The sequence below is a fragment of the Sphingomonas hengshuiensis genome (assembly GCF_000935025.1).
In the GTDB taxonomy this organism is placed as follows: Bacteria; Pseudomonadota; Alphaproteobacteria; order Sphingomonadales; family Sphingomonadaceae; genus Sphingomonas; species Sphingomonas hengshuiensis.
The window spans coordinates 4,083,288-4,097,013 of sequence record NZ_CP010836.1; the positions used below are offsets into that span (position 1 = coordinate 4,083,288).

The window sequence follows — 13,726 nt, forward strand, 5'->3', positions numbered from 1 at the left end:
TACCGTTGTCGGAATGCGCGGCGCGACCGTGCGGGGTACAAGAAGGACCGGCAGTGGAGTCACTAGCGAATATCGCCGGATTGCCGTCCTGCGCCATCGTCGCCATGGGGGTGAGCGGGTGCGGCAAGTCGACGTTGGTCGCGCATCTGGCCGAGCGGCTGGGCTGTCCTGCGTTCGAGGGCGATTCCTATCATTCGGAGGCGAGCGTCGCGAAGATGCGCGCGGGCCAGCCGCTCGAGGACGGCGATCGCTGGCCGTGGCTCGATCGGCTGGGCGCTGCGATCGGGGATGCGGTGCGCGAGCGGGGGATCGCGGTCGCTGCCTGCTCGGCGCTGAAGCGCAGCTATCGCGCGCGGCTGGAGGCTGCGGCGGGGGTGCCGGTGCGCTTCGTGCTGCTCGACGGCGACCGCGATGCAATCGGCGAGCAGATGCGGCGGCGGACGGCGCATTACATGCCGCCGAGCCTGCTCGACAGCCAGTTCGCGGCGCTGGAGCGGCCGGGTGCGGATGAGAATGCGCTGGTGCTGCATTGCTATCGCCCGATCGAGGTGCTGGGCGATGCGGCGCTGGCGTGGGTACAGGCGGGGATGGTCGCCGCCCGCTAAGACTGTTTGGAAATGCGCTGTCGCGCATTTGGCGGCGCCGGCCCGCTCCCCCGCCCGGCCACCCGACGGCAGTATTCTAGGGGTGGCCGGGCGGGGGAGCGGGCCGGCGCCGCCTTAAAATTCGCTCTTTCGCGAATTTTCAAACGCGCCCCCTTACGGCATCAGCCGCTTGCGCCCCTGCGACAAATGCCAGCGCATCGCGAGCGCGGCGCCATCGGCGTCGCGCGCGCGGATCGCGTCGACGATCGCGTCATGCTCGTCCATCATCGCGCCGATGACCTCGGGCGGGCGCGAGCGCGAAATGTCGACGCCCGCGCGCAGGATGCGGATGACTTCCTCATGCAGCCGGTCGAACAGCATCACGAACGCAGTGTTGCCGGTCGCCTCGGCGATCGCGCGGTGGAGCACCCAATCCTCGTCGTGCGCGGGCGCGCTGGAGAGGAGCGCGGCGCGCAGCGCGGCGAGCGCGGCCTCGATCGCCTCCATCTGGGCATGCGAGCGGCGATGCGCGGCCAGCCGCGCCGCCTCGGCCTCGAGCACGAAGCGCACTTCATAGGTGCCGAGCGTCGCCGCGAGTCCCTGCATCGGCACGTGCGAGCCGAGCCGTTCGGAGGGGCGGCGCTTGACGTAAGAGCCCGCGCCGCGCCGCGCTTCGGTGATGCCATCGGCGGCGAGCCTTACCAGCGCCTCGCGGACGATGCTGCGCGACATGCCGAAGGTCTCGGCCAGCCGCGCCTCGGACGGGAGCCGGTCGCCGGTGGTCAGCCCGTCCTCGTTGATGATCTGGACGATCGCAGTATAGGCGCGATCCGCCAGCCTGCCTTCCTGCACGACGCCCCTCCCGACCGTCATACGATGTAGCTAAGCGCCACGACCATGGCGAGCCCGGCGACCGAGATCACCGTCTCGAGCATCGACCAGGTCCGGAACGTGTCGGCGGTTGTAGTGCCGACATAGCCCTTGACCAGCCAGAAGCCGGGGTCGTTGACATGGCTGAAGAACACCGATCCCGCGCCGATCGCGAGCACGACCAGCTCGGGCGAGGCGCCCGATGCCGCGACCACGCCGGGCATCACCCCGACCGCGGTGATCGTCGCGACCGTCGCCGATCCGGCGGCAAGGCGGATGCCCACTGCGACCAGCCAGCCGAGCAGCAAGGGCGAGATCGAATAGAGCATCACCACCCGCGCGAGCAGGTCCGACAGCCCGGCGCTGACCAGCACCTGCTTCAGCGCGCCGCCCGCGCCGATCGCGAGCAGGATCGCGCCCGCCGCGCCCATCGTCTCGAACCACACGGCGTCCTGGATCGCCGCCTCGCTCAGCCGCCGCCCGAACAGCAGCGGCAGCGCGACGAGATTGGTGATGAGCAGCGCCAGCACCGGGTTGCTGGCCGCCGCCAGCCACGGCGCCTCGGCCAGCCCCGGCACCAGCTTGCCCAGCTCGCCCGCCGCGATCAGCACGATCGGCAGCAGCACGATGAACAGCGACACCGGGCGCGGTGGCGGCAACAGGTCGAGCGCATGGTCGCTCAGCACCGGCTCGGTCAGCTTCACCCCGGGCGTCACGAACCGCGCCAGCACCGGCCCGGCGAGGATCGCGACCGGAATCGCGATCAATATGCCGTACAGCATCGTCAGCCCCAGGCTGGCGTTCAGCGCCTCGACCGCGAGCAGCGGGCCGGGATGCGGCGGGACCAGCGCATGGACCACGCCGAGCCCGGCCAGCGCGGGCATGATCAGCCGCAGCTTGGCGGCGTCGCGGTCGCCGTCGTCGGGCAGCGCCTTGGCAGCGGCGACGACGATCGGCAGCAGCAGCACCAGCCCGGTTTCGAAGAACAGCGGCAGCCCGATGACGATCGCAATGCCCAGGGTGGCCCAGGGCGCGGCCTTTGGCCCGGTCAGCCGCAGCGCGCCGGTGGCGAGCGAGGCGGCGGCGCCCGACAGATGGAGCATCGCGCCCAGCGACAGCCCCAGCGCGACGACCAGCCCGGTGCCGCCGACAATGTCGCCGACGCCCTTCTGCACCGCCTTCGACGTCTCGCCGAGCGGCAGGCCCGCAAAGATGCCGACCGCGAAGGCGCCGCACAACAGCCCGAGAAAGGGGTGGAGCCGCCCGCGGACGATCAACAGGATCGCCAGCGCGATTCCCGCGACTGCGGCGATCACCAGCCGGATGTCGTCGCCCGTCATCGCCGGTCGCCCCGCCGCACTCCGCGGCCCGTCGTCATCATAGCCATTCGCGCCTCCCCCAAGCACCCGCGCAATCGCGTGGCGGCCCCCATGTTTACTGCGTCCGGAGAAAAGCGATGCCCCTCAATCGGCACCCTTGTTCCGGCTCGGCGGCGTCTTCGCCTTGTCTTTATCTGTAGGACAGGTTTTTGCAGTTCTGCAATAAAAAAGGCTTGATTCAATGTTTGGTTGGGGAACATAACAAAAGCTGTCCAACCGAATCCGGAATAACCGGCCATGGACGCAAGGGTGCCGGCAGGGCGATGCCAGGCGCCGCAGGCCACGCGCCAGGGAGTCAGGATATGAAAGGGACCTTCCACGAATCCCGCCAGCCAGAGGCGCCGCGCATCGCGACCGATGCCTCGGGCGCCGCGGTCCAGCTGACCCCGACCCAGCTCAAGGTGATGCGCGGGGTGGGATCGGGACAGCTCAACAAGCAGATCGCGTTCGACCTGGGCATCGCCGAGGCGACGGTGAAGGCGCACATGACCGCGCTGATGCGCAAGCTCAATGTGCGCAACCGGACGCAGGTGGCGATCGCGGCACAGTCGCTCTCGCGCCACGCATCCTGAACGCCCCGCGCGGGTGCGCGGACCGCTTGCAGCCCGATCCGGGAGACGGACGATGACGACGCGCGCGCTATTCTCGGTGGGGCTGCTCTGGCTGGCCGTGTTGCTGGTGCCTCTCCCCGCCTTTGCCGGCTCGACCTCGGTCTATCGTACCGCCCCCGCCGATCCCCGCGCGATCACGGTGCACGGCGTCGGCGATGGCCGCGCGGACGACAGCGCGGCGATCCAGGCGGCGATCGATGCCGCCGCAGCCGGGGGCAAGGGCGGCGTCGTCTTCCTGCCCCAGGGACGCTATCGGATCAGCCGCACAATCTTCGTGCGCTCCGCAGTGCGGGTGTTCGGGATCGGTGCGACGCGCCCGGTGATCGTGCTGGGCGACGATACCCCGGGCTATGGCGCGGGGATCGCGGCGATGATCGCCTTTACCGGCGAGGACCAGTATCGCGTCGGCAGGGCGCCGGTGCCGCCGCCCACCAGCGTCCCCGCCGATCCGGCGATCTTCGACGCGACCTCGAGCACTTTCTACTCGGCGCTGTCGAATGTCGATTTCGAGATCGGCCGCGGCAATGCCGGCGCCGTCGCGGTGCGCTTCCGCGTCGCGCAGCATGGGTTCCTGCGCCATATCGATTTCCATCTGGGGTCGGGGCTCGCCGGCATCTATCAGGCGGGCAACGCGTGCGAAGATCTGCGCTTCTATGGCGGGCGCTACGGCATCCTGACCGAAAAGACCTCACCCGCCTGGCAATTCACGCTGATCGATTCGGAGTTTGACGGCCAGCGCGACGCCGCGATCCGCGAGCATGAAGTCGACCTGACGCTCATCAACGTCGCGATCCGCAACACCCCGATCGGGATCGAGATCGATCGCGGCTATTCGGATTCGCTATGGGGCAAGCAGGTCCGGTTCGAGAATGTGTCGAGCGCGGGGGTGGTGATCTCCGAAGAGACCAGCGCCTTTACCCAGATCGGCTTCGACAATGCGGTCGCGACCAACACCCCCGTCTTCGCGCGCTTCCGCGACAGCGGCAGGACCGTGGCGGGCGCGGGCCGCCACTATCGCGTCACCGATTTCTCGCACGGGCTCACGCTGCCCGGGCTGGGCGCGACCGGCACGATTGCGACCGACATGGCGATGGCGCCGCTCGCGCGGATGCCCGCCCGCCCCCGCCCCGCGATCCGCGCGCTGCCGCCGGTGGCCGAATGGGCGGACGTCCGCGATCTGGGCGTCAAGGGCGATGACGAGACCGACGATACCGCCGCGCTCCAGCGCGCGATCGACACCCGCCGTGTCGTCTATCTGCCGATGGGCCGCTATCGCCTGACCGACACGCTCAAGCTGCGGCCCGACAGCGTGCTGATCGCGCTGCACCCCAGCCTGACGCACCTCTACCTGGTCGATGACACCCCCGCCTATCGCGGCGTCGGCGGCGCAAAGGCGCTGCTGGAGAGCGCGCGCGGCGGCGATGCGATCGTCTCGGGCATCGGGCTGTGGACCGGCGGCATCAATCCGCGCGCCACTGCGCTGTTGTGGCGCGCGGGCGAGGCGTCGATGGTCAACGACGTCAAGATACAGGGCGGCGGCGGCACCGTGCTGACCAAGGGCAGCCCGGTCGGCTTTGGCGACCCGCGCGCGCGCTTCGACGGGCAATATCCGAGCATTTGGGTGACGGACGGCGGCGGCGGGACCTTTGCCGCGATCTGGTCACCCAATACGCTGGCGTCGGCGGGCTTCCACGTCTCGAACACCAGGACGCCGGGGCATGTCTATGAACTGTCCGCCGAGCATCATTACCGCGCCGAAATCGTGCTGGACGGCGTCGAGAATTGGGAGTTCCTCGCGCCGCAGACCGAGCAGGAGGTCCGCGACGGCGTGAACGCGATCTCGACCGAATTCCGCAATTCGCGCAACATCCTGTTTGCGAACTATCATGGCTATCGCGTCACGCGCTCGATCAAGCCGATGGATGCGGCGGTGAAGCTGTTCAATTCCAGCGACATCCGCTTCCGCAATGTCCATGTGAACGCCGAGAGCGGCTTTGCGAGCTGCGATACGAAGGGCTGCGGCACCTATCTGCGCGCGAGCAAGTTCCCGTTCGAGAATGCGATAAAGGACGTGACGCGCGGGCAGGAAGTGCGCGAGCGCGAGTTCGCCCGGCTCGACATTCCCGCCATGCCCGCGTCCGCATCGCCGGTGCCGGTGTCGCCGGGGGTGACGCAGCTGGCCGACGGATTCTATTCGATCGCGGGTGGCGCAGTGGATGCCAAGGGCAAGCTCTATTTCATCGACCGCTTCTTCCAGCGCATCCATGGCTGGGCGGCGGGCGAGGGACTGACGATCGTGGCGGACGCACCGCTCGACCCGGTCAACCTCGCGGTCGATCGCTCGGGGCGGCTGATGGTGCTGTCGTCGGCGGGGCGCGACGCGACGGTGTACAGCATCGATCCCGCCGAGCCCGACGATGTCCGCGTGATCGCGCCGACGCCCGTGAAGCCGCGCGCGCGGGCGCTGACCGCGCTGCCGGTCAATGTCTGGGCCAATGGCGAATTCGCCGACCGGATCGATCCGGTGACCTATCAGTACCCACCGCTGGCAGATTTCTTCGCGCGCGCGATGGCGACGCCGAAGCCGCAGGAATATGTGTCACCCGACGGCTCGCTGGTGCTGCCGGCGTTCCGTGTGTGGAACCAGGGGCCGGACGATCACCAGGGCTGGCGCTGGTCGCACAGCCTCGACGCCTATGGGCTGGTCACCGCGCGACCGGGCGAGCGGCTGTGGCTGACCAACGCGTCGGAGAACCGCAGCTATAGCGGGCTGCTGGGTCCGGACGGCACGCTGACCGACCTCAGGATCGCCGCCGATCGCGGGGGCGAGAGCGTCGCGCGCGATGCCGCCGGCACCCTCTATGTCGCGAACGGGCAGGTGTTCGTCTATGCCGCCGACGGCACGCCGATCCGCCGGATCGACATGCCCGAACGCCCGCTTCAGCTCATCATCGGCGGGGCCGATGGGCGGACATTGTTCATCCTCGCGCATCATGCGCTGTACGCGGTAGGTATCTAGCCGCGCGCCCGCGGAGGCAGGCGCCCAGGGCCAAGGGCGGTGCGCTTGGGGCTCTGGACCCCCGCTTTCGCGGGGAACCGGCTTCAGCCGACGACTTCCTCCGGCCAGTAGAGCCGCATCGGATTGGCGACGAGCAGCTTGTGCTGGAGCGCCGCCGTAGGCGCGATCCTTGGGATCACGTCGACCAGCCCGCCATCGTCGGGGATGCGCGTCTCCATATTGGGGTGCGGCCAGTCGGTGCCCCATAGCACGCGATCCTGATACGCCTCGACCAAAGGCGCGACGGCGGCCACGAAATCGTCATAGGGCTCGCCCTGCGCCGAGAGCCGGTCGGGGCAGGTCGTCTTGACCCAGATGTCGTCGCGCGAATCGAGCAATACGCGGAACGCCTGCATATCGGCGCCGTCCGGGCCCTGCGCCACATCGGGGCGGCCCATATGGTCGATCACCACCGGCACCGGGATCGCGTCGAGAAAGGGGCGGAGTTCGGCGAGGATGTCGGCCTCGAAATAGACCACCACGTGCCAGCCCGCGGGCAGCCGCGCGGCAAGTTCGAGGAACTTGTCCTTGGGCGCGTCGTCGACCAACCGCTTGAGGAAATTGAACCGCACCCCGCGAATCCCGCCCTCGTGCAGCGCCGCCAGTGCCTCCGCCGAGATCGCCGGATCGACCACCGCGACGCCGCGCGCGCGGCCTTCGGAGCGGCCAATGGCGTTAAGCGTCGCGGCATTGTCGGTGCCGTGGCAGCTCGCCTGGACGATCACGTTGCGCGCAAAGCCGAGCTGGTCGCGCAGCGCGAACAGCATTTCGGGGCCGGCATCCTGCGGCAGATACTTGGCCTTGGGGCTGAACGGGAAGTCCGCCATCGGCCCGAAGACATGACAATGCGCGTCCACCGCGCCCGCAGGCGGGACATAGCGCGGCGTGGAGGGGGTCAGCGTCCAGCTGCGGATCCGGCCATTCTCGTCGGTGCTCACGCGAAAACCTCTCCATCCATCAGCTTGCGCGCGGTGCGCAGCATTCCCGCCTCGACCGGGCGGCCCTCGCTATCGATCGTCACGACGCATTCGGTGACGCCGGTCGGATGCTCGACGCCCAGCGTCTTGGTATCGCCCTCGGGCACCAGCGCCAGCGCCTGTGCGGGCGAGCCGGGGATCAGGCAGGCGGTGGCGACGCTGACTGCGCCCAGCACCCCGATCGAGGCATGAACACGGTGCGGGATCAGCGAGCGGACCGCGATCGCGCCGCCTTCGCGCGGGGCGGCGACCAGCATCATCTTGGGCACCGATTTGCTCGCAACATCGCCCAGATTCATCAGCGGCCCGGCCTGGAGCCGGATCGCCTCGACCTTCGCCTTCATCGCGGCATCGGCGTCGAGCGTCTCGCGATCCTCATAGCCGGTGATGCCCATGTCGGTGGCGGCGATCACGACGCACGGCATGCCGTTGTCGATCATCGTCACCGCGACGCCGTCGATCGTGTCGACGCCGTTGCCGGTGGGGAGCAAAGCCCCGCACGACGATCCGGCGGTGTCGCGAAACGCCAGCGGGATCGGCGCGGCGGTGCCGGGCACGCCGCTGATCGTCGCATCGCCGGCATAGGTCACGCGGCCGCCCGGCGTCTGGACGGTGGCGACGGCGACCTGGCCGGTATTCTCCATGAAGATCGCCACGCGCGTCGCATCGCCCTGTGCCGCGATCAGCCCGCGCTCGATCGCGAAGGGGCCGACTCCGGCGAGCATATTGCCGCAATTCTGGCTGTCGGTGACGATCGGCTGGTCGACGAACACCTGGAGGAACAGATAGTCGATGTCGACGCCGTCGCGCGTGGATTTCGACACGACCGCGACCTTCGACGTCAGCGGATCGGCGCCGCCCATGCCGTCGATCTGGCGAGGGTCGGGCGATCCCATCACCCGCAGCAGCAAGGCGTCGCGCGCCGCGGTGTCGGCGGGCAGGTCTTCGGCCACGAAGAACGCGCCCTTCGACGTGCCGCCGCGCATCCACATGCAGCGCACGCCGTCACTCATAGGTGAGCCCCAGCGCCGCCAGCTTGCCGCGCATGTCATAAATGTCGAGCCCCAGCTCGCCCGCCGCCAGCCGCTTGCGCTTCGATTCCTCGGCGGCCTCGCGCGCCTGTGCCTTGGCGAGCACCGCCTCGGCATCGGCGCGGGGGACGACGCAGACGCCGTCGTCATCGGCGATGATCACGTCGCCCGGCTGGATCGCGGCGCCTGCGCACACGATCGGCACGTTGACCGACCCGAGCGTCGCCTTGACCGTCCCTTGCGCGAACACCGCCTTCGACCAGACGGGGAAGCCCATCTGGGTCAGGTCGCGCACGTCGCGGACGCCCGCATCGATCACCAGCCCGCGACACCCGCGCGCCATCGCCGAGGTGGCGAGCAGGTCGCCGAAATAGCCGTCCTCGCACGGGCTGGTCGGGGCCAGCACCAATATGTCGCCCGCGCCAAGCTGCTCGATCGCGACATGGACCATCCAATTGTCGCCGGGAGGGGCGGAGATCGTCACCGCCGACCCGGCGATGCGCGCACCCGGATAGATCGGGCGCATATGGCTGGCGAGCAGCCCGGTGCGGCCCTGCGCCTCATGCACCGTCGCGACGCCGGCGGCGGCGAGCCCGTCGATAACCAAAGCCTCGGCGCGCTGAATGTTGCGGACGACACGACCTGCCATGCTGCTCTCCTTTTGCGTGGGCCTTGACCGCTCGGGCCTGACCCGCCCAATCCATATTGCGGAGTAGCGATAAGATTTTGCTATGGATAGGACAAGATGACCGCCCCCTTCGACCTCAATCTGCGCCATCTGCGCGCGCTGTCCGCCGTGGTCGAACAGGGCAGCCTGAGCGCGGCGGCACAGGCGGTCAGCCTGTCGCAGCCCGCGCTGACGCAGGGGCTGCGCAAGCTGGAGCGGCAATTGGGCACCGCGCTGTTCGATCGCCGCTCGGACGGCGTCGCGCCCACCCCCGCGGGGCTGTGCATGGCGCAGCGCAGCGCCAGCGCCTTTGCGCATCTGGCGCACGCCACGCGCGGCGGCGGGCGGGGCACGCGGGGGTTTGCCCGGCCCGAGCAACTGATGACCGCGACGCAGCTCGATGCTTTTCTAAGGCTCGCCGATGCGGGCAGCTTTGCCGCGGCGGCGGCGGCGAGCGGATTGTCGCAGCCCGCGCTCCACCGCGCGGTGCGCGACCTCGAGCAGATTTGCGCGACTCCGCTGGCCGAGCGGCGCGGGCGCGGCGTCATGCTGACGGCGGCGGGGCGCAAGGTCGCGCGCGGCATCCGGCTGGCGGCGGGCGAGATCGCGGCGGGGATCGTCGAGGCGGGCGACGGCGCCGATAGCGGGCGGATCGCGATCGGCGCGATGCCGCTGTCGCGCGCGCTGATCCTGCCCCGCGCGATCGCGGCGTTCAGCAGGGGCACGCCGCGCGCGGTGCTCGACGTGGTCGAGGGGTCGTGGCGCGAACTGGTCGAGCCGCTGTACGACGGCGTTATCGACCTGATGATCGGCGCGTTGCGCGACGAGGCGCCGCCGGGGCTGGAGCAGCGCGCGCTGTTCGACGATCGGCTGACGGTGATCGGGCGCAGCGGGCATCCGCTTGCCGGCGTCGCGGACCCGGGGCTCGATGCGCTGGCGCAGCATGGCTGGATCGTCGGTTCGGCGGGCACGCCGCTGCGCGCGCAATGGGAGGCGATGTTCGCGAGGCAACCGCTGCCGCCGGCGCCGATCGAATGCGGATCGGTGATGGTGATTCGCGGCGTGCTGCGCGACAGCGACCTGCTGACGCTCTTGTCGCCCGATCAGGTTTCGCTGGAAATCGACAGCGGGATGCTGGCGGCGATCGGGCGTCCGCTGGCGCATGGCGTGCGCACGATCGGCATCACCACGCGCGCCGGATGGCGCCCCACGGCGGCGGCGGCACGGCTCATCGCGCTGATCGAGGCGGCAGCGGACAGAGGCAGAGTTCAGGAAATCCAATAGGGTTCACAGCAATTGGATTGGCGGCGCGAGGGCGGCGCGGCCTAGTCCCGCTGCCAATGAGAAGCGAAAACGCCTTCATCGGATTCGGAGAGGCCGGCATGGCATTCGCGGCAGCCGCCGCGCGTGGCTATGACCGCAAGGCCGATGCCGCCAAGCGCGCCGATTTCGAAACCCATGACGTCCGCGCCGAGGACAGCGCCGAAGCCGCGATCACCGGCGCCGCCGCGATCTTCTGCCTCGTCACCGCCGACCAGGCGCTGGAGGCCGCGCGCAGCGGCGCCGCCTATCTGGCCCCCGGCGCGTGCTGGCTCGACATGAACAGCGTGGCCCCCGATACCAAGCGCGCCGCGCGCGACGCGATCGAGGCGGCGGGCGCGCGCTATATCGACGTTGCGGTAATGGCGCCGGTCGATCCCGCCGGGCTGGCGGTGCCCCTGTTGGTCAGCGGCCCGCATGCCGAAGCGGGCGCGGCGATCCTCAGCGAAGCCGGTTTCACCCGCGTCCGCATCGTCGCGGGCGATGTCGGCGCGGCCTCGTCGATCAAGATGATCCGATCGGTGATGGTCAAGGGGATCGAGGCGCTGTCCGCCGAATGCGCGCTCGCCGCGCACGCCGCCGGGGTGGAGGCCGAAGTCATCGCCTCGCTCGACGCGAGCTGGCCGGGCGCCGATTGGGCGCGGCGGTTCGACTATAATCTCGACCGCATGATCGTCCACGGCACGCGCCGCGCCGCCGAAATGGACGAAGTGACCAAGACCCTCGACGCGCTCGGCACCGGCAGCGCGATGACGCGCGGCACCGTCGCGCGCCAGCGGGCGATCGGCGCGCTGGGCGTCGCTCCGCCCGACGGCCTCGCCGCCAAGGTCGACACCATCCTGAACCGGAAGGCGAAAGCCGCATGACGATGATCATCGATTGCCACGGCCATTATACGACTGCCCCGCCCCAGCACGACGCCTGGCGCGAGGCACAAAAGGCGGCGTTCAAGAGCGGCGAGACGCCCCCGCCGTATCCGGCCATTTCGGACGACGAGATCCGCGAGACGATCGAGAAGAACCAGCTCAAGCTCCTCAAGGAGCGCGGCGCGGACATGACGATCTTCTCGCCGCGCGCCTCCACCATGGGGCCGCATATCGGCGACGAGAGCGTGGCGACCGCATGGGCGCGCGCGTCGAACGACCTGATCGCGCGCGTCGTCGATCTCTATCCCGAGACCTTTGTCGGCGTGTGCATGTTGCCGCAAAGCCCCAAGGCGGACCTGCAAGGGTCGATCGCCGAGCTGGAGCGCTGTGTCCTCGAACGCGGCTTTATCGGGTGCAACCTCAATCCCGATCCGGGCGGCGGCCATTTCGCGCATCCGCCGCTGACCGATCGCTTCTGGTACCCCTTTTACGAGAAGATGGTCGAGCTGGACGTGCCGGCGATGATCCATGTCTCGGGTAGCTGCAACCCGGCGATGCACGCGACCGGCGCCTATTATATCGCCGCCGACACGATCGCGTTCATGCAGCTGCTCCAGGGCGACCTGTTCCGCGATTTTCCCACGCTGCGCATGATCATCCCGCATGGCGGCGGCGCGGTGCCCTATCATTGGGGCCGGTATCGCGGGCTGGCGGACATGCTCAAGCAGCCCGACCTGTCGACGCATCTGATGAACAACGTCTATTTCGATACCTGCGTCTATCACCAGCCGGGCATCAACCTGCTCACCGACGTGATCGATACCAAGAACATCCTGTTCGGCAGCGAGATGGTCGGCGCGGTGCGCGGTATCGATCCGACCACGGGTTTCTATTTCGACGACACCAAACGCTATGTCGACGCGCTCGACATCGCGGACGGCGACAAGCACGCGATCTTCGAGGGCAATGCCCGCCGCGTGTTCCCCCGGCTCGACGCCAAGTTGAAGGCGCGCGGGCTGTGACGCGGCTGCACATCCTCCCGTGCCGCCCAACCAGCGAGGCCATTGCATGACCAGCACCACCGACATCCACGCCTATCTGGCGGAATTCGACGATATTCCGGGCACCCGCGTCTTCACCGCGAAGCGCGCGCGCCAGGGCTATCACCTCAACCAGTTCGCGATGAGCCTGATGAAGGCCGAGAATCGCGAGCGGTGGAAGGCCGACGAGGCCGCCTATCTCGACGAGTGGAAGCTGACGCCGGAACAGCGCGCGGCGGTGCTGGCGCGCGATTATAACCGGCTGCTCGATCTGGGCGGCAATATCTATTTCCTGGCCAAGGTCTTCTCGACCGACGGCCTCAGCTTCGTGCAGGCGGTCTCGACGATGTCGGGGATGAGCCTGCAAGACTATCAGGCGATGATGATCGCCGGCGGGCGCTCGCCCGAGGGACTTCGCTCGATCAAGGACAAGCACTGATGGCCCGCATCACCGCAGGCGTGGCGTCGAGCCACATTCCGGCGCTTGGCGTCGCCTCCGATCTCAACAAGACCGAAGAGGCCTATTGGGCCCCCGCCTTCGCCGGCTATGACTGGACGAAGCGCTGGGAAGCCGAACAGAAGCCCGACGTCGTGATCCTGGTCTATAACGACCATGCATCGGCGTTCGACATGAAGATCATCCCGACCTTCGCGATCGGCTGCGGCGAGAGCTACCAGCCCGCCGACGAAGGCTGGGGCCCGCGCAAGGTGCCCGTGGTCGAGGGGCATCCCGACCTGGCGTGGCACATCGCGCAAAGCTGTATCCTCGACGAATTCGACATGACGATCATCAACGAGATGGACGTCGACCACGGCCTCACCGTCCCGCTGACGATGATGTTCGGCAAGCCCGAAGCCTGGCCGTGCAAGGTGATCCCGCTGGCGGTCAACGTCGTCACCTATCCGCCGCCCTCGGGCAATCGCTGCTGGGCGCTGGGCGAGGCGATTGCGCGCGCCGTGGCGAGCTTCCCCGAGGATCTGAACGTCCAGATCTGGGGCACCGGCGGCATGAGCCACCAGCTTCAGGGGCCGCGCGCCGGCCTTATCAACGCCGAATGGGACAATCGCTTCCTCGATGGGCTTGAGGGCGACAGCGACGCGCTGCGCCACATCCCGCACATCGAATATCTGCGCGAGACGGGCAGCGAGGGCATCGAGATGGTGATGTGGCTCGTGATGCGCGGCGCGCTGGGCAAGGCCACGCGCACACTCCACCGGCATTATCATGTGCCCGCGAGCAACACCGCGGTGGGGCACATCGTCCTCGAACCCGTCTGAGCCCATTCCCTCACCCAAACCCTCCCGATTCGCGGGAGGGAGGAG

13 protein-coding genes are annotated in these 13,726 nt (G+C 68.8%); 8 read left to right on the forward strand and 5 right to left on the reverse strand.

Annotation, left to right across the window (positions count from 1 at the left end; translation table 11 throughout):
- Window positions 1–104 precede the first annotated feature (104 nt).
- Window positions 105–605, forward strand: a complete 501-nt coding sequence (locus TS85_RS18460) for a gluconokinase (RefSeq protein WP_077228686.1) — start codon at window positions 105–107, stop codon at window positions 603–605.
- A 153-nt stretch (window positions 606–758) separates the two neighbouring features.
- Here TS85_RS18460 and TS85_RS18465 read toward each other — a convergent pair whose 3' ends face one another.
- Together TS85_RS18465 and TS85_RS18470 are read right to left on the reverse strand one after the other, a co-directional pair.
- Complete coding sequence (locus TS85_RS18465; RefSeq protein WP_044336601.1) at window positions 759–1,436, reverse strand: FadR/GntR family transcriptional regulator; 678 nt, start codon at window positions 1,434–1,436, stop codon at window positions 759–761.
- Window positions 1,437–1,453: 17 nt separating this feature from the next.
- The gene (locus tag TS85_RS18470) at window positions 1,454–2,794 is read right to left on the reverse strand and encodes a GntP family permease (protein ID WP_044336603.1); all 1,341 of its coding nucleotides are present in this window, start codon (window positions 2,792–2,794) and stop codon (window positions 1,454–1,456) included.
- A gap of 341 nt (window positions 2,795–3,135) precedes the next feature.
- Between TS85_RS18470 and TS85_RS18475 the strand changes: the two genes are divergently transcribed.
- Window positions 3,136–3,405 carry a helix-turn-helix domain-containing protein gene (locus tag TS85_RS18475; protein ID WP_077228687.1) on the forward strand — a complete coding sequence of 90 codons (270 nt, stop codon included), beginning with the start codon at window positions 3,136–3,138 and terminating at the stop codon, window positions 3,403–3,405.
- Window positions 3,406–3,457: 52 nt separating this feature from the next.
- Window positions 3,458–6,463, forward strand: coding sequence for a glycosyl hydrolase family 28-related protein (locus tag TS85_RS18480; protein ID WP_044334186.1), 3,006 nt, complete (start codon window positions 3,458–3,460; stop codon window positions 6,461–6,463).
- Between the two features lie 83 nt (window positions 6,464–6,546).
- On the opposite strand, the gene TS85_RS18485 is transcribed toward TS85_RS18480, so the two are convergent.
- The 3 genes from TS85_RS18485 to ligK are packed head-to-tail and all read right to left on the reverse strand — an operon-like array spanning window position 6,547 to window position 9,159.
- Entirely contained in the window at window positions 6,547–7,440 is an 894-nt protein-coding gene (locus TS85_RS18485) for an amidohydrolase family protein (protein ID WP_044334188.1), read from the reverse strand.
- The gene (locus TS85_RS18490) at window positions 7,437–8,492 is read right to left on the reverse strand and encodes a 4-oxalomesaconate tautomerase (RefSeq protein ID WP_044334190.1); all 1,056 of its coding nucleotides are present in this window, start codon (window positions 8,490–8,492) and stop codon (window positions 7,437–7,439) included. Before TS85_RS18490 ends, TS85_RS18485 begins: the two co-directional genes overlap by 4 nt.
- Window positions 8,485–9,159: a 4-carboxy-4-hydroxy-2-oxoadipate aldolase/oxaloacetate decarboxylase gene (gene ligK / locus TS85_RS18495; RefSeq protein ID WP_044334192.1), complete on the reverse strand. Its 675-nt coding sequence runs from the start codon at window positions 9,157–9,159 to the stop codon at window positions 8,485–8,487. Before ligK ends, TS85_RS18490 begins: the two co-directional genes overlap by 8 nt.
- Before the next feature lie 96 nt (window positions 9,160–9,255).
- Between ligK and TS85_RS18500 the strand changes: the two genes are divergently transcribed.
- From TS85_RS18500 to TS85_RS18520, 5 genes are read left to right on the forward strand one after another with little or no spacing between them, the layout of a single operon-like run.
- Entirely contained in the window at window positions 9,256–10,461 is a 1,206-nt protein-coding gene (locus TS85_RS18500; protein WP_044334194.1) for a LysR family transcriptional regulator, read from the forward strand.
- Window positions 10,462–10,517: 56 nt separating this feature from the next.
- Window positions 10,518–11,363 carry an NAD(P)-dependent oxidoreductase gene (locus TS85_RS18505; RefSeq protein WP_044334195.1) on the forward strand — a complete coding sequence of 282 codons (846 nt, stop codon included), beginning with the start codon at window positions 10,518–10,520 and terminating at the stop codon, window positions 11,361–11,363.
- Window positions 11,360–12,385, forward strand: coding sequence for an amidohydrolase family protein (locus tag TS85_RS18510; RefSeq protein ID WP_044334197.1), 1,026 nt, complete (start codon window positions 11,360–11,362; stop codon window positions 12,383–12,385). Before TS85_RS18505 ends, TS85_RS18510 begins: the two co-directional genes overlap by 4 nt.
- Before the next feature lie 46 nt (window positions 12,386–12,431).
- Complete coding sequence (gene ligA / locus TS85_RS18515) at window positions 12,432–12,842, forward strand: protocatechuate 4,5-dioxygenase subunit alpha (RefSeq protein ID WP_044334199.1); 411 nt, start codon at window positions 12,432–12,434, stop codon at window positions 12,840–12,842.
- Window positions 12,842–13,681 carry a class III extradiol dioxygenase subunit beta gene (locus TS85_RS18520; RefSeq protein ID WP_044334201.1) on the forward strand — a complete coding sequence of 280 codons (840 nt, stop codon included), beginning with the start codon at window positions 12,842–12,844 and terminating at the stop codon, window positions 13,679–13,681. Before ligA ends, TS85_RS18520 begins: the two co-directional genes overlap by 1 nt.
- Window positions 13,682–13,726 lie beyond the last annotated feature (45 nt).